Source organism: Candidatus Liberimonas magnetica (assembly GCA_020523885.1).
Lineage (GTDB): Bacteria > Elusimicrobiota > Endomicrobiia > Endomicrobiales > JAFGIL01 > Liberimonas > Liberimonas magnetica.
Genome location: JAJAPY010000007.1, coordinates 100990 through 118024, shown reverse-complemented (window position 1 = coordinate 118024; position 17035 = coordinate 100990). Strand labels below are relative to the sequence as shown.

The window sequence follows — 17035 nt, the reverse complement described above, 5'->3', positions numbered from 1 at the left end:
AATTTTAGTTAAATAGTTTTTTCAAGGTCAAGGGTAATGGGCCCTTTGCTTAAACCTTCTACGAACTGGTGCACGATTGCGTCATTAGTGTTTTTTATCTGGTCAGGGGTGCCGCTGTCCACTATTTTGCCCTGGTAAAGCATGGCTATCCGGTTTGAAACCTTGTACGCGGATTTCATATCATGCGTTACTACGATAGAAGTCACCTTTATTTCTTTCTGCAGATGTATTATAAGGTCATTTATCACGTCGGCCATTATGGGGTCAAGGCCCGTTGTAGGCTCGTCGTAAAGGATATATTTCGGTTCATGGGCGATCGCCCTTGCAAGCCCTACTCTTTTCTTCATACCGCCGGATATTTCCGCCGGTTTTAGGTGCTCTATGCCTTTAAGCCCGACAAGAGCAAGGCATTCCTGTACCCTTGTTTCTATAAGAGAATCGCTTAAACTGCTCAAGTTTTTTAAACCGAACCCGACATTCTCTCCTACCGTCAATGAATCAAAGAGCGCCGCAGCCTGGAACAGGTAACCGAATTTTTTCTGTACTTCAAGAAGATCGTCTTCATTCAATCCCGTTATTTCTTTGTTGTCAACTTGTATAGAACCCTTGTCGGGTTTTATCAAACCTATAATATTTTTAAGCAAAACGCTTTTCCCGCAGCCCGAACCGCCGATGATCGTAAGTGTCTCTGCATCATGTATATCTAGGTCAACGCCGCGAAGCACATTGTTTTTTCCAAAACTCTTATAAACACCTTTTACTTTTATCATATTTTGCCGTTATGCTATGCCTAATGCCACGAGTATCGCAGAAATAAAATAGTCGGAAACCAGGATCAATACCATCGAGACCATGACAGCATTAGTAGTAGCCCTGCCCACACCTTCCGCCCCTCCGCTGCAGGTAGTTCCTTTGTAATATGAAGTAAATACAATTATGCCTGAGAAAATAAAAGTTTTAATGAAACCGTGCATAAAAGTGCTCATTTTTATATAGTCCGTTATATCGTTCCAATAAACAGTGTACGGGATGTTCCATTTATACATGGTCACCAAAAGCCCGCCAAAAGTTCCTATGATATTTGAAAAAATCACAAGTATCGGTATCATAAGCATGCAGGCAAGGAACCGCGGTACTGCAAGGTACCGTACGGGGTCAGTGCCGAGCGTGTACAGGGCGTCTATCTGTTCAGTTACTCTCATAGTCCCTATTTCTGCCGCAATAGCCGCGCCTATCCTTCCTGATATAACTATGCATGTCAACACAGGACCTAATTCCCGCACAAGGGAAAGGCATACTATGGAACCGAGATAGATCGGCTCGTTGAACATATTTTTCATGGATGAACCCATCTGAAGCGCAAGCACCATCCCTGTAAAAAGAGAGGTTAAAAAAACGACCGGGAAAGATGCCCAGCCGACCTCGACCATCTGAATAACAGTATTCCTCCAATTAATGGCACCCCGGAATACCCAGTAGAAAGTGCCGAAAATAATATTGGCTACCTTGCCTAATTCAGATGCAGTTTCTAAGAACCATAAACCCACATAATCAGGGATTTTGTTATTCATTTATTACTCTTTTCCAAAAGCAGATTGCTTCGTCGCTTCGCTTCTCGCAATGACTCAAGAAGTGCGAGCCGAAGACGAAGCAATCTCTCTGTTATTGAATTTCCTATGCTTTAAATTAATATCCTTGGAACACGATAGCTTATACCGCAGGTTATTTCATAATTTATTGTCCCTGCTATGTTCGCAAGTTCTTCTGGCCGTATCTTTTCTTTGCCCTGTGAACCTATTAAAACAACTTCATCGCCTATACCGGCACCCTTAACGACGGTCACGTCAACCATTATCATATCCATCGTAACACGGCCTACGACCCTGCACCTTTGGCCTCTTATCAGGACATCTGCCTTGTTCGAGAACTTTCTTAAGTACCCGTCGGCATAACCGACAGGCAAAGTAGCGATCACGGAATTCCTTTTTGTAATATAAGTACGGCTGTAGCTTATTGCAGTTCCTTTAGGCACCCTTTTTAAAAAAACCACCTTTGTTTTCCAGGAAAGGACCTGGGACAGCTTTATAAGTTTTCTTGCACCCTTAAAAGGGTACATGCCGTAAAGCAAGAGACCGGGCCTGGCCATATCTAAATGGAAAGCCCTGTTCCTCAATAGGGCGGACGAATTAGCGCTGTGCGCTATAAAATTAAACCCCAGTTTTTTCGCATATTTTAAAACGGCTTTAAAACTGTTTAATTGTTTAAGAGTATATTTTTGGTTTGTACCTGCAACTGAAAAATGGGTATATATCCCTTCAAGGGACACGTTTTTAGCGGAAGCTATCTCGTCGAGCAGTTTTACTGCATTTTTCGGAGAAATGCCTATGCGCCCCATTCCTGTATCTACTTTCAGGTGGAAAGGCAGGCGTTTTTTTAATTTTCTTGCCGTACTTGCCAGCTCATGTAAGCTTAACTGGCTTGATATGGTAGGGATAAGGCCGTATTTGGAAGTTACGGCAAAATTACTAAGAGGATAAATACTCCCAAGGACCAGGATTTTCCCTTTTATGCCGTTCTGCCTTAAGGCGATGCCTTCTTCGATGGATGAGACACCCAGGGCATAAACACCGTTCTGCAAAGCGATTTTTGAAAGCGGGGCGGACAGGTGACCGTAGGCATTAGCTTTTACAACCGCCAGTAATTTTGTTTTGGGTTTTAGGCAGGAAAATATACTTTTGAGGTTATTTTGAAAAACAGAACCGCTTATCTCTATCCACGTCGGCCGATAGATATGGTCGTTACTTGGTTTCCAGCTGCAGGTCCAGCTCAAGAAAATACCTCCGTACTCAAGTTAGGCAGCCTTCGGCTACCTAACTTAAATGCAAAGTGAAAAATGAAAAATTCAAAATTAAGGTGTCCCGCTTTGCGGGATTTATTTTAATTAATCCCGCCTCAGCGGGATACAACAATTTTGCATTTTGCAATTTGCATTTTGAATTAGCTCTTATTCTACGGCTATCTTCTCAGAATTTTCATATCTCACAGGGTTCTCAAAACGGGTATAGTCCCTGAAAAAGTTTAGTTCCAGCTCTCCTGTAGGCCCGTTCCTCTGTTTGGCCAGTATGATCGTCGCTTTATTTTTATTTTCCTCGGTAGGGCCGTAGTATTCTTCCCTGTAAATAAATGCCACCACATCCGCATCCTGTTCCAGGGCGCCGGATTCTCTCAAGTCCGATAATTGCGGCTTTTTCTCCCCTCTTCCTTTTTCTTCCGGTTTTCTTGATAACTGGCTCAGCGCAAGAACAGGGACCCTAAGGTCCCTTGCCAGCCCTTTTAATGACCGGGAAATCTCGGACATCTCCTGCTGGCGTGATTCAGACCTGCCTGTGCCGCGCATCATCTGAATATAGTCAATGACTACCAGCGCAAGCTCTTTCTTCTGAACTTTAAGTTCCGTTGCAAGGCGCCTTGCCCTTGCACGAAGTTCAAGGATGCTCAGGTTCGTGCTGTCATCAATATAAATATCCGCCTCCGAAAGTTTTGTAGCAGCTGTCGTAAGTGCCGGCCAATCGCGCGTACCTATATAACCCGTCCTTGCTTTATGCGCATTCACGCGGCTTGCAGAACACATAAGGCGCATCATAAGAGATTCTTTCGACATTTCTATTGAAAATATGGCTACAGGTTTTTTTTGTTCAAGGGCCACATGTTCCACTATGTTAAGCCCCAGGGCTGTTTTTCCCATCGAAGGCCTTCCTGCCAGAAGAATCAATTCCGACGGCTGAAGCCCGGCCGTCATACTGTCCAGCTCGGCAAAACCCGTCCTTAACCCGGGGACATCTTTCTTGTTTTTATGGAGTTTTTCCAGGTATTCTATGGCAGGATGAGTCAATTCCTTTATATGAGAGAAACCGTGCGAACGCTTCTCTGCTATGCTGAATAACAGCCGCTCGGCGGTATCAAGTATTTCTTCGGCAGGGGTTTTTTCGTTAAATGCAGAAGTGACTATATTCGTTCCTGTATTTATCAGCTGCCTTAAGATAGCTTTTTCCCTGACTATCTGGGCATAATGTTCGACGTTAGCCGCAGTAGAAACATTGTTTATAAGTTCCGTGATATAGAAGGCCCCGCCTACATCGTTAAGCAGCTTGTCTTTTTTGAGTTTTGAAGACACCACCACTGCGTCAACCGCTTGATTTTCCAGATAAAGGTCCCTTATCTCCCTGAATATGAGGCGGTGCGATTCCTTATAAAAATCCTGGTCGGTGATGATATCAAGGACTTTTATTATGGCTTCTTTTTCTATAAGCATAGAACCAAGAACTGCCATTTCAGCCTCAAGGGCCTGGGGTGGTATTTTATCCATTAATTCAGCCATGTGTTTAACTAGCGGTTAGCGGATAGCGTTTAGCGTATAGAAAAGACTCTGAAGTTCTATCCGCTATACGCTCCACGCTCTACGCTGTATTTATTACGATTTTTCTTCTTTAGTTGCTTCCTTTTCCTCAACGATCCAGACTTTCGGCCTGGCTATTACTTCCGGGTGCACTTTGACATCTACTGCGTATACACCTATTTCTTTAAAAGGTTCCTCGATCAAAACATTTTGTTTATCTATCGAAAAACCGTTGTCGTTCAAGACCTTGACTATATCTGCGCTGGTGACCGAACCGAAAAGCTTTCCGGTCTCCCCTACTTTTACGGAAATGGTTATAGACGTTTTCTCTATTCTTTCCGCCAGTTCTCTTGCCTTTTTAAGGACTTCTTCTTTCTGTTTTTCCAGCTTTACCTTTTCTTTTTCCCAGATCTTCAGGTTTTGAGGTGTGGCTTCCAAAGCCAGATTTTTGGGAACAAGATAATTGCGGACATAACCTGATGAAAGATTTTTTATATCGCCCTGTTTTCCGACATTCAAGATATCAGACTTCAGTATTACTTTCATTATACCTCCAGAATGGTAAATGGTAGAAGGTAGACGGTAGATGGTTTTTTAAAAACCGTTTACCATTTACCTTTTCCCGTTTACCGGGATGTTTTATATTGCGGCAAAAGGGATCAAGGCCAGCATGCGGGCGCGCTTGATCGCAGTAGTCAGCAGGCGCTGATGGGTCGCGCATGTTCCCGTTATCGTACTCGGTAGTATCTTGCCTCTTTCAGTAACAAACCCTCTTAATAAATTAATGTTCTTATAATCTATATCGGATTTATCTACACAGAAACGGCATTTTTTCTTTTTTATCATGCCTTTTTTCTTATTAAATCTTGGTGCACCTTTGCTTGGATATTTACCACCTGGTCTTCCTGGCATATTATTAAACCTCCAATTATTAGCGGATAGCGTGGAGCGTATGGTAAGTCAAAATAAATTGTGATTTTGTTTTTTCTATACGCTAAACGCTGTACCCTGAACGCTGTTGTTTAAAACGGTATTTCCTCTTCATTAGAAACACCTGCATTTACACTCGGAGATGCTTCTGTTGCCTCTATCTCCGTATCTTCTGAAACACGAGACAGGAACTGGACTCTTCTTGCTATCACATCAAGGGAATTCCTTTTCTGGCCTTCTTTAGTTTCCCAGGAACGGCTCTGAAGCCTGCCTTCTACATGGACAGGGTAACCTTTCTTTAAACGCTCGCCGCACCTCGTGGCCGCTTCTCCCCAGACTACGACGGGAATAAAAGAAACATTGTCCTGCCAGTTCCCGCTCGTATCCTTATAGCGCCTGTTCACGGCTACGTTAAACCTGCAAACCGTCTGGTTCTTGGAAGTAAACCTTACTTCCGGGTCATGGGTCAGCCTTCCAACCAAAATAACATTATTCTGTTCTGGGAGACGGAGATTCATGTTGGTCGCCATTTTCTTTTACCTCCTTAACTTCTTGTTTGACAGCTTCGGCTTTGGGAGCTTCAGTTTTTGGAGCTTCAGTTTTAGCCGGCGCCGTTTTTTTAGCTTTTTTAACGGTTAAGTAGCGAATGACCTGGTCATTTACCTTGCAAAAGTTCTCAACCGAAGAGATAGTCTTGCCTGTACCGTTAAGCTCAAAATAAACATATAAACCTTCCTGGCATTTCTTGATGGGATAAGCTAGCTTTTTTCTTCCGATCTTTTCTGAGATCAACACCTTGCCTTCGGAATTTTCGACGTTTTTCTTGATTTTGTCGACTAGTTCATCTAATTTTTCGGCTGGTAATTCTGGCGAGAAAATTATCGTGGTCTCGTAATGAGTCATCTACGGCCTCCTTTTAGGATTTCTGGTCTGCTCTACAGCTGGCCAGGTTAGCCCCACTGAAATTTCAGGGAGCAAAAGATTGTTAATTGAGTTTAGCAAATTATATTTCTTTTGTCCAATATGTGTGCGGGCAGCGGGCAGACAGGAATATTACAAATACCCTAAAGCGCAGGAACAGGGTACTATAGCCGCAGGCCCGCAGGGCCGGATTCATTTGAGGAGATCTTTATACCCCGTGTGTTCCCGGTTATTTCTATATCTACAAAAGCGGTTTTTCCGGGCTTGTAGCTGAGGTCAGAGGATGCCACGAATTTGATCAGCCTGTCAAAAAGGTCTCTGTCGCCTTTTATGTTCAAAGCATACGAAAGGTCCTTCGGGTCATAAAAATTATCCAGATAACCGGATATTTTTAAATGGCCTTTGTCGTCTTTTACGATAATGTCCGTAAAAGTTATTCTTTTTACGGAACTGTTCAGTTTCACATCGATAACCCCGTCAAAATCCGGGTTTATGGCATATTTGCCCTGCACGAAATGCATCTTTCCTGCGTTAAACTTAAAAGTGACGGAAGATACAGGGAAAGGCAGGAAAGAATAGCAGATCAAAAAATTCCTCTTTTCAAGGTATCGGCCCGGTTTTTTAGCGATACTTTCAAGGATGCTTTCTTTTTCCCTTATATCAAAATATATCGAGTCAATAGTAACAAAGCCGTATATTTCCCTGTATTTAAAAAACTTTTGCAGGTCAAGTCCGGCCTCCGCATTTTTAACCTCGAAGAACACCCCTTTTGAAAAGTCCGGATGGTTTGACAGTCTTACCCCGTGGAACTTCAGCCCGCTGAGTACGCTGAACGATAATTTATCGATTGTAATTTCCCGGTTTAAATATGTCTTGACCCTCCGGGATGTTATGTCTATTATTTTTGTTTTTGGAAAAAGGATACTTGAACCGAGTATTAGTACAGCCAGTAAAATGGAAACAATACCGGTAAATACCAGGAATATGCCAAGCAGTTTTTTTATCATTTCATTGCTATTTCAGGAACGCGAGGATCTTGTCGTGGCAGGAAATTATCGTTTCTTTGACGCCGATTACATTCTTTTTAATATCATGGGAAGCTTTGATGTCTTTTAAAATGGGCTGTATATACTTTAAAGCCTCGGATAAGGATTCTTTCATTTCCTTTTGTATGTCAACAAATACACGGTTTTTCTCCACCAGCTTCTGCGTAGAACTGAGCTCTGCTTTTGTCTCCGCCAGCTGGTTATTTATCTCTTCAAGTTCGGATATTTTTATTTCAAGTTGTTCATATAATTTTGTATTCGCTATCGCCTGTGACATCTGTGAAGTGAAAATTGCCAGGTTCCGCAGGTCCTGCCCCCCGAAACCGGAATGTTCTTTTTCGCGTGCCACGCACAATATGCCGTATTTTCGCCCTTTTAAAACTATCGGGCATACAACAAGCGATTTTATATCCACGTCTATTTTTGAACCTTCAAGGATGAACTCGGTATCCGTGGAAACATCTATAACGATAGGCGACCTGTTAAGTTTTATCGAAGATTTTAACCTTTCCGCTAAAGAAAGATAAAATTCCTTTGCGGAATATTTTGTTAAGGGAAAAGAAGCTGCTGCAAGATAAAGCTGTGATTGATGGTCAAAAAGGAGCAAAGCCACCTCATCGGCCTTTAAAAGCTCTTTTAATGATTTGATCATCATCGGTAAAAGTTCTTCGAGTTTCAATGTTGAAAAAACAGCCTGACTGCTTTCATAGATGGCAACAAGCGCTTTCAGCTCGACTTTTTCCAGTGCTTTTTCTATAAGTGTAAAAAGTTTTTGCAGGTCAAAAGGCTTCTGAATAAAATCATAGGCTCCGTCTTTCATTGACTGAATGGCATTCTCTACTGTTGCATAACCGGTTATTATGATAACTTCTGTTTCAGGAGATATTTTTTTGATTATCTTCAGGGCTTCAAGGCCGTTCAACTTGGGCATCATTATATCGCTTATAACAAGGTTATATTTCTTATTTTTTACCTTTTCTATTCCCTCTTCCCCGTCGGAAGCTGTATCTACTTCATAGTTCTTTCTTGACAGTTCGGCGCTTAAAAGGGACCTGATGCCTTTTTCGTCCTCTATTATTAAAACCTGTGCTTTTGAGTTGCTATTATTCATAGATTTTTATCTCCTGGCTTCTTGACCAAATTAATTATCTTCTAAGAAAAATCCTCATCCAGCAGGGACCTTTCGATGCACTCAGAATGCCGAGCATAATCGAAGCAGCGGAGGCTTCTTTCATAACGCAGTCTACAGAGACTTTCTTAATTAAATTTAATGGAATCCCTTTAGGGGCGACATCATTATGCATTCATTCCCCGACGAAGGTCAGGGGTTTTAATGTCCATGTAATAACGCGGATCGCTTTAAGTCCTTATTAAACATCCCCCCTTCTGCATATATCAACCGGCATCGCCCGTACCGCGCTGACAATATCTTAAAACATTATATCAAATTATTTATTCGAACGGTCTTCGTCGTTCAAATATTATCCTTTCTTTTTTATTTATCTGGTCCATCTATGGTGAGATTTTAACTCTTTTTAAACTTTAAGTCAAGAAATCGCATTTTCCCTGAAGATATCCACCAAAAACTAAACGGAGAGAGAGGGATTCGAACCCTCGATACCCGAAAGTATACCGGTTTTCGAGACCGGCGCCTTCAACCACTCGGCCACCTCTCCAAATTCACATTTTTGTTGATTTTTCAATCAATACACATCGGACACGAGCTGACACGAAATGACTCAAAATGACACGAAATGACCACTCGTATGTCACAAATCTGCCACAAATTACTTTTGTCATATTTAATTGATTATACCACATAAAATCCTCACCTGTAAAATAATTATAAACGCAAGTATGTCACAAATTTCTGCTTTTAAATATTTTTTTATATTAAACATGCCTTATTTGTTTTGTTTCTTCAGCTGTTCTAACCGGTCTAAAACAAGGCTTCTTATTTTTCTATCCCGAATTTTATCAGCCCATTTTTGGGCAATTTTAAAATTAAACGATTTCGGAAAATTCAGTTCGGGAAAATACTGAAATTGATTTTTTTTCCTGGTAGACATATAAAGGCAATCAACCATAGCCTTTTCCGGAGTAGCTATCAGAAAACTCCCTGTTCCTTTATACCATTCAAAACCGTCAAAGAAATACGGTGCCAGCTGATGCACAGAAAATGTCCCAACGCCGGTATGTATTGTTTTAGAATGAGCCGTGGATGCAAGGGTTATAACCTGTGGTATTTGCTCTATTATACCATAAAGGTGAAGCGCTGTAGTAAATGAAACATAAGCTCTTTGAGTATGAAATAAAAACGGGATTACGATATACGCACTTACCGGTTTTTCGGTTATCTCAGACCATATACCTCTGCATATCTTGGTTATTGCCTTTTGACGGACTAGGTAATTCAAGGCCTGGGTTACGGAAGACAGGGATTTACCGGACAATTTAGATATTTCCGATGTGGTGAAAACCGGCCGTTTAAGTTCCTTTATATATTTTAGGACAGAGAAGTTTTGCATATGTCTTCCTCTATGAATTTTGCTGTTTTAAGTTTTATCTCATCCCAAACTGAGGGGGTACTATACACCCCCTGATCCTCATGAGACAAATAACCAACTACTGCATCCTTAAACTGTTCAAAAGAAATTGTAAATAAATTATCATAAGCTTTTTTTGCAACGTGTATGTCAATCTCTTGACCTTTAACAGACCCCTTGGCAAACTGTGAGCTTAGAACATGCAGATCAAATACGTCTCTTGCCTGGATAACGGCCCTGTTAGCAAGAGCGCCTATTTTTTGCAGAATAGCCGAGTTCGTATCGTAATGAGGTACTATTAAAGGAGAACTCTTATACGCCCTTAAGACCTCCGCGTCAGCCGGTTCTACTATGGCATTGCCGGATGTACCTCTGCGTGAAAATTCTATTTTGGTAAACAGATCTTCGCCGCGGGAAGTAATAAGGTGAATTTTAAACCGTTGTGTCGTTTGCGTCTGTTTTGCTTTGGCAATATCCGGAGGAATAACGCTTTCTATACCGAAAGTTTTAAGAGAATGCACAAAAGAGTTAGTCTTGAGAATATTCATAACGGTATCTTTCAACACATGCGCCTGGATGCCGCTTACATCCAGGTCCATATCTTCCGAGTAGCGTACGCTTTTAAAAAAAAGGCGCAGGTTAACGCCTCCTTTCAGCGTGTAAACTGAAGCCTTCACCTTCTTGCCGAAAAATCTTAAAAACTCTATATGAAAAACTTCTCTTACTTGCAATAATGAATAAGTGTTGTTGTTCATATATGTATTATAGTTTATTTATAACTAAATTGCAAGACATTGTTATATTTTTGAAAAGGATGTGCTTAGCGAGGCATTTGGGGTATTTATGAGCCAATTATAAGCCATTGTATGGCGCCATTATGGCGCGTTAATGGCGCATTTGGCTCGTTTATATCTTGTTTACCTGGTTTATGTCGGGTTAAACCGATTGTTCCAAAATGTCCGATAAATGTCCCAAATATGTCCCATATATTCTATGCCCGTTTTGCCCCTTTAGTGCCCCTTACCGCTTCTGTCCCAAATGTCCCCTTTGTTTCGCCATTGCGGGTTTTGCGGGTTTATTGCGGGTTAAGATGTATTCTGTTCTCCATCTTTCCAACTCATTTGGTCACGAGGCTCGTGCCAATTTGAAAGACCAACTAAACTGAATCTCTAAAGTAATTCAACAGACAGTGCCTGTCGAATCGGATTAAAATTCCTTTGCTTTAATTATGTTTCCGCAATTAGGGCACAAAAACAAGCTATCCTTTAATTCCATAAATTTCAGTTTCGTGAATTTTACTTTTTCAAAATCTTCTACATTAATATTAAAGAACGTTACGAGCCTATTGTCTGCAAGAACATCTTCCGCCAAGTGACACTTAGAACATTCTATTAAATCATAATCCCCTGTATGCATGCCCATTTTCTTCATATCACTTTTTAGCCTTACGATTTGAGCAGCAAGCGGCCTTATGCTATTTAATAGTTTTTTATAATCTTTTTTGTTATGCGATTTTTTTAGTTTTTTCTTCATTTGTCCTTGTCCGATATGTCCGATAAATGTCCGAAATATCCTATGCCCCCTATGTTCTCTGAGGCGTTGAGCCAATTATGAGCCATTGCATGGCGCCTTTGGCGTCAATGTGACATTTTTTGGTCTATCTAATACGCCACATCCAATGTGGCGTATTTCAGGAAACCGTTCTGAATAAACAGAGTACCTAAATTACTTACTAGCTCCTTGATCAATCAATTTTCTTTCTCTTTCAATTTCCGCTTTTAACTCTTTTTCTGTAGGCAAATAAAGCCTGTATTTGGAAGCAAAAAGATTCTTACTCTTATTAAGCACCGAATACTTCACCATTGCATGGTCTTTCTCTGTGCAAAGAATAAGCCCGATACTAGGATTGCTTCTCTTGGGCTTGTATAAATCCTCATAAATGCGAACGTACATATCCATTTGTCCAATATCCTGATGCGTCAGTTCGGTAGTTTTTAAATCAATCAGCAAAAAACAATCCAGTAAATAGTTATAAAAAACCAAATCAATATAAAAATGTTTTGATTCGGTAGAAATTCTCTTTTGCCTTGCAACAAAGCAGAAACCTTTGCCGAGCTCTAAAAGAAAATCCTGCAATTTATCTATGATTGCATTTTCTATTTCAGATTCTTTGTATTTGATGTTTTCTTTAAGACCAAGAAATTCCAAAGTATATGGATCTTTAATAATATTGCTCGGTTTTTCTTCTAATGGTTTTAGCTTTTTACGGGCTTCTGTAATCACAGCTTTTTTGTCACGACTGACCGAAAGCCTTTCATAATAAAAAGAGTTTATTTGCCTCTCAAGTTGCGTTGTGCTCCAATTATTTTCGGCAATTTCATTTATATAAAACTCTCTAGCTTTTGGATTTTCCACCCTTAAAAGAAACCTATAATGTGTCCAGCACAATTGGCGACGAAGCTCGTCGCTTTTTGGAAATAATAGATAAAATTTCCTGAAATGCTTCAAATTTGAGACATCATAACCTTTCCCAAAATCATTAAAAAGCTTGACGGATAGATTTTTTAGCAAATAAGTACCATATTCAGCTTTTTTAGCTCCTAGCTGCTCTACTTCTACTATTTCTTTTCCAACCAGCCAATATGCCTGAACCATTGTTGTATCAACAGCACGGACGATATTGGAGCGGGCTTTTTCTATTATTGCTTTAATATTCAAATAAGCTTTATTCAGCGCTGCATCTTCAGATTTTACCAGAGTGTTTTTCTTAACCATGATTACATTCTCCTATTAATGGAATTTTAGCATTTTTGACCTGATTTCTCAAACAAATTTCTTCTAGTTATTTTTAACTACATTTTATCGTTTATTTTGCTTTTGTAGGTTAAAAATGACAACAAACTTATCGCATCTGGAAGTAATTGATCATGAAATTCGTATAAATATTCAAGCACAAGATGTCCTTCGTACTGTTTGCCTTTCAAAAAAGTAAATATCTCTTTGAAATCAAGGGCAGCTTCTTCCTTATCATAATAAATAGGATAATGTTGTTTTATAGTATCTTTGATTCTGTTTGAAACATGGAATACTTTAATGAGCGGAAGGTACCTGTCAATTGTTGCTATCACTTCCTTTTGTTCTTTATGCACATGTGAAAAATCAAAACATATTCCATGGTTCTGGGTTCCCTGGCAATATTGGGCAACAGGATCAAGGCCGCCAAATACTCTCTTTTTACTTTCAAATGTCTCCCAGCACAAACAAAGGCCATTCTTTTCAAGCACGCTGTCTATTTCATCCTTAATAAAGTTCTCTATGGAACGTGCCTTGCCAAAACTTGGATGGATAACAAGATCCTGACAATCAAGCAATTTCGCTAAATCAGTTGCTTTCTTAAATATTTCTGAAAACAATGCCAGGTTTACAAGGCTGAAATGAGGAAGATGCAGCGATGATACTTTTATATTTAGAGAGGCAAATGGCTTGATTACTTCTTTGTTGTCCAGCTTCAAAAACAACTCTGGATTTACAAATGCTACTTCAACAAATCCGATTTCCTCATATATTTTTAGTGATTGAGCCCAATCATAATTGCCATTTTCCGGATAAGCGGCCCTGATTGATATTTTCATTCTGTTTATACCCCTTGATATTAGAATTACCTAACAAATATGCGAATATTATACTTTGTTAGGTAAAAAACTTCAAAATATATCGTGCTGATTTATTTAAATGCTAGGATTTATGGGCTTGCATCTCAAACTAAAAACTCTCGCCAATGGCGAGAGTTTTTAGAAGATTACCGAGAATTTTGGAATCCTGAACATCCCTTATTTAATACATTTGAGCTTGAACTCCTTGGTTTTACCCAAAAAGTCGTAATCAAGCTTAAATATGGCATCCTGCATGTACTGGGGTGAGACATGCGCATAAATCTTAGTAGTATCTACAGAAGAATGTCCCATCAGCATAGAAGTAGTAAAAATATCAATGCCGGACATAACGCAGTGGCTCCCGAAGGTATGGCGCAGGGTATGAATACATACCTTATCAATATTATTGATTCCTGACTCCTTGAGCCTTCTTTTAAACTTCTTATATATGGATCTGTACAGGCGGCCATTTGGAACCTTTCTCATTATTTGATCTTGTTTTCTATCTCTTGACCTGTCAAAGAATACAAAACTTGATGTGGTTCCACTCTTGCGCAATATAAGCAGTTCTCTTAAATCAGGATGTATGGGCACTGTTCTACGCTCATAGTTTTTTGGAGTGAAGATATCCTTCTCGGTAACCATTATATAATTCTGCTCAAAATTTACATCCTGCCATTCTAAGTTCATAAGTTCTGCCGCTCTTAAACCAGTGTAGGCAAAAACTATGATCATGTCGTAAAGGTCTCCTGTGCACACAGCTAATATTTTTTTCAATTCTTCATTGTCCAGGAATCTCGGCCTTGGTATCGGCGGCACCTCCGCCAGCTCAATTTGGGAAAGGGGGTTAGAAGAAATATAATTCCATTTTACAGCTTTATTAAATATTTGCCTTGCAGTCTTCATATAGTTATTAACTGTGAAACGGTTTTTACCGGCGCTTAATGCATCCGCTTTATAATCATCTATAATTTTGGGAAGGCTATTTATTACCTTGGAAATAGGCATGTCAACATTTACTATTTTTTTGAGAAACTTAATCCCATCCATAATCTTCTGATATGTTTTCTCCCGTTTAGTACCCTTTGAATACTTTTCATATTCATCAAATAACTGCTGAACTTTAATATCAACGGGCAGCCCGGCATTGAATTTGTCTCTATTAACTAATAACGAACGATTCATCTGTAAGGCCACTCTTTGATCAGTGCTCAAAGGCTTTCTTACTCTTACTCCGTTATTACATTCATCCATGTACCACATCTTACCTCTTTTGTATATGCTCATAAATCCTCCTTTAGTTTTTTACCGACGATCAAGGTAGCTTGATATTGACTTGTAATCAACAAACACTTTATTTAACAATCTCAGCGGAATTATATTCTGTTCTTTAATTACCTGCTGTGCCCTCCTTTTTGTAATTCTCATATGCCTGTTTTTAAACACATCTACAATACCTTCTACATCTATGTATTTTTCTATGAATTCCTCTATACTTTTCTTTGACACTATCCACTGATTACTTCTTTTCACGGCGATGATGTATTTTTCTTTAATAGCATCCAGAATCATATTCCTGGACATTTGACGACTCCCTTTTTCAAATATCTGAATAGCTTCATCAATAGAACACTCATCCTCTTTTGCAATTGTCTCTAAAACATTTTCTCTTATCCTATTAGCATCAACCGGCACTATATCTGTTACTACTCCTTCACACGGAATACAATGCTTAAAACCAAGAAATGGCAAATATTTTTCCGCAAAATGCTTATTGGTATCCTTTAACAAGTCAAGATAGAGATAAAAATCCATTAAGGTCTTAGGATCCGTACCAGTTACTATGCTGATAGCCTCAAGAGGCATTCCTGACATACGTGCATATACTATGAATGCTTTTCTTAAAAAATATATCGTTGAGTTTAATGCCTTAGTCATATTTAAACCTACACGTACAAGGGTATTTCTAGTCAGTTTTCTAAGAACTAAATCAGATATTCTTACTAATTCATCTGTAACCAAAACAGGCTCTCCCAAATCATTCATATGCCGATTTTTATCACGTTGGATATTTTTGTTTTTACGTCTACATAATATCCTGCGCGCTTTTATCATCTGTGCAAACAAAACAAATATAGGACCAAAAAATCTCTTTTCGGGTCTTAGTTTTAGCGGATTTTCCTTTATATCACTTTGTATAGTTGGAATATCATTAAAAAATCTTTCGTTAATGGGATCATTGATATCCGTACTGAATTTCCCGATTTGCTCTAAACTTAAACACCTGTAGTCTAGTGGGCGCGGTCCATTAAATATGCCTAAAGCCAGAATAAAATCACCTTGAGCTTTCTCATGATATTTTCTTAGATCTTCCAAATCCATTTTCTCCAAATCAGGTTCTGTACCATTTCTTATTGAATTTTCTTTCTTTTCTATATAATCCCTTATTAATCTTATTTCATCTTTTTCAAAGCAAGGAATAATGTACAAGTCATTATTATCTATGCCTTTTACTCTAATCTGCAATTGATTTCGCACAATTTTTGTGCCCTTATATTCGCTCCTATCATAAGGGAGCTTAAGTCTATCGAGTATCTTAGATCCTCCCTTTATAATCACAGAATCTGAGGTATCAAGTGCCGAAAAAGGATTTTCAACCATACCAAGCTGTTTCCACATAGTATTGAAAAATATCTTTATGTTTTCTATTGTGTCAGAGTCGCCTTTAATTTTATAAACAAGTGTCCCTGTTTTTAATTTTCTCGTTCTTTCTTTTTCAAAGTATTCCTTTAGTCGTTTGGCTCCATTCTCACCATCTAACTTACCAAGATCACTTATCTCCGTAACTATGGTAAGTTTTCTTAACGCGTACCAGAAGTTCACTAAAGTTCTAGTGGTAAGGTCTCTTTTTACATTATTAGTTCTATAATGTTTAAAAAATAACTTCGCCTGATTTACAACAACTATAGGTATCTGAGTGTTCTGAAGAATACTCACCTTGCTATTTTTTGGTATGATTGAAGAAGGATAAATGGATACAATTGCCTCTGACAAACCCGTCTCAAGATTGCTCAGATCATATAAATCACACCTCTCTTTCAAATCCGGTACAATGCATAATTCATATGAAAGTGGCAGTATTTTGTGGTCTTTGCATAAAGAACTGAGTATATACCTAAAAAACATTTCTGTATCTTCATTATCAGCTATATCTTCGCTACGAAGTAAGTCCTTATAATGATCAGCAAATATGAACTCCTGAATACTGATATTTAATTTCCTTAAATATTCTATTAGCTTCTTTATGTAATACATTGTTTTGGGCCTCCTCTTGATTATTTCTTTTAATGCATTGTAGACCTGCTCCGGATCAATATAAAATCCGGGCACTTCAATACCGTAATGCTTATACAAATCGTAACCCTTCATGACTGTACCTCCTTAAATGTTTTCTTACTATTCTTAGTAAACCACTTATTCCGAAACGGCAACTTTAAGTTGAATTTATTGCAACCGCGAAATAGGACATCCTTGAAAGCGAAG

The 17035-nt window shown here is 39.1% G+C and carries 17 protein-coding genes and 1 tRNA gene; all 18 read right to left on the bottom strand.

Going from position 1 to position 17035, the window contains the following annotated elements:
- Positions 1-8: 8 nt before the first annotated feature.
- Positions 9-770: an ABC transporter ATP-binding protein gene (locus tag LHV68_07445; protein ID MCB4791707.1), complete on the bottom strand. Its 762-nt coding sequence runs from the start codon at positions 768-770 to the stop codon at positions 9-11.
- A 9-nt stretch (positions 771-779) separates the two neighbouring features.
- Entirely contained in the window at positions 780-1571 is a 792-nt protein-coding gene (locus tag LHV68_07440) for an ABC transporter permease (protein ID MCB4791706.1), read from the bottom strand.
- A 110-nt stretch (positions 1572-1681) separates the two neighbouring features.
- Complete coding sequence (gene alr, locus LHV68_07435; GenBank protein ID MCB4791705.1) at positions 1682-2830, bottom strand: alanine racemase; 1149 nt, start codon at positions 2828-2830, stop codon at positions 1682-1684.
- 174 nt (positions 2831-3004) lie between these two features.
- A complete protein-coding gene (gene dnaB / locus LHV68_07430) occupies positions 3005-4366 on the bottom strand; it encodes a replicative DNA helicase (GenBank protein ID MCB4791704.1) in 1362 nt (453 codons plus the stop codon).
- Positions 4367-4471: 105 nt separating this feature from the next.
- Entirely contained in the window at positions 4472-4942 is a 471-nt protein-coding gene (gene rplI / locus LHV68_07425; GenBank protein MCB4791703.1) for a 50S ribosomal protein L9, read from the bottom strand.
- A gap of 93 nt (positions 4943-5035) precedes the next feature.
- Positions 5036-5242, bottom strand: coding sequence for a 30S ribosomal protein S18 (gene rpsR / locus LHV68_07420; GenBank protein MCB4791702.1), 207 nt, complete (start codon positions 5240-5242; stop codon positions 5036-5038).
- A gap of 176 nt (positions 5243-5418) precedes the next feature.
- Entirely contained in the window at positions 5419-5856 is a 438-nt protein-coding gene (locus LHV68_07415; protein ID MCB4791701.1) for a single-stranded DNA-binding protein, read from the bottom strand.
- Positions 5816-6229 carry a 30S ribosomal protein S6 gene (rpsF, locus tag LHV68_07410; GenBank protein ID MCB4791700.1) on the bottom strand — a complete coding sequence of 138 codons (414 nt, stop codon included), beginning with the start codon at positions 6227-6229 and terminating at the stop codon, positions 5816-5818. Before rpsF ends, LHV68_07415 begins: the two co-directional genes overlap by 41 nt.
- A 182-nt stretch (positions 6230-6411) precedes the next feature.
- Positions 6412-7254, bottom strand: coding sequence for a hypothetical protein (locus LHV68_07405; protein MCB4791699.1), 843 nt, complete (start codon positions 7252-7254; stop codon positions 6412-6414).
- A 7-nt stretch (positions 7255-7261) separates the two neighbouring features.
- Positions 7262-8404 (bottom strand): response regulator, encoded by a 1143-nt coding sequence (locus LHV68_07400; protein MCB4791698.1) that lies wholly within the window; start codon positions 8402-8404, stop codon positions 7262-7264.
- A 480-nt stretch (positions 8405-8884) separates the two neighbouring features.
- Positions 8885-8969, bottom strand: a tRNA-Ser gene (locus tag LHV68_07395).
- 228 nt (positions 8970-9197) lie between these two features.
- Positions 9198-9821: a hypothetical protein gene (locus LHV68_07390; protein MCB4791697.1), complete on the bottom strand. Its 624-nt coding sequence runs from the start codon at positions 9819-9821 to the stop codon at positions 9198-9200.
- Positions 9800-10594, bottom strand: coding sequence for a nucleotidyl transferase AbiEii/AbiGii toxin family protein (locus LHV68_07385; protein ID MCB4791696.1), 795 nt, complete (start codon positions 10592-10594; stop codon positions 9800-9802). The genes LHV68_07390 and LHV68_07385 overlap by 22 nt, the downstream gene beginning before the upstream one ends.
- Positions 10595-11045: 451 nt before the next feature.
- Positions 11046-11372, bottom strand: a complete 327-nt coding sequence (locus tag LHV68_07380) for a hypothetical protein (GenBank protein ID MCB4791695.1) — start codon at positions 11370-11372, stop codon at positions 11046-11048.
- 192 nt (positions 11373-11564) lie between these two features.
- Positions 11565-12614: a PDDEXK nuclease domain-containing protein gene (locus tag LHV68_07375; protein MCB4791694.1), complete on the bottom strand. Its 1050-nt coding sequence runs from the start codon at positions 12612-12614 to the stop codon at positions 11565-11567.
- Between the two features lie 77 nt (positions 12615-12691).
- Positions 12692-13471, bottom strand: coding sequence for a sugar phosphate isomerase/epimerase (locus tag LHV68_07370; protein ID MCB4791693.1), 780 nt, complete (start codon positions 13469-13471; stop codon positions 12692-12694).
- Positions 13472-13669: 198 nt separating this feature from the next.
- A complete protein-coding gene (locus LHV68_07365; GenBank protein ID MCB4791692.1) occupies positions 13670-14779 on the bottom strand; it encodes a site-specific integrase in 1110 nt (369 codons plus the stop codon).
- Between the two features lie 18 nt (positions 14780-14797).
- On the bottom strand, positions 14798-16921 hold the full coding sequence (locus tag LHV68_07360) for a helix-turn-helix domain-containing protein (protein MCB4791691.1): 2124 nt from the start codon (positions 16919-16921) through the stop codon (positions 14798-14800).
- Between the last annotated feature and the right edge of the window lie 114 nt (positions 16922-17035).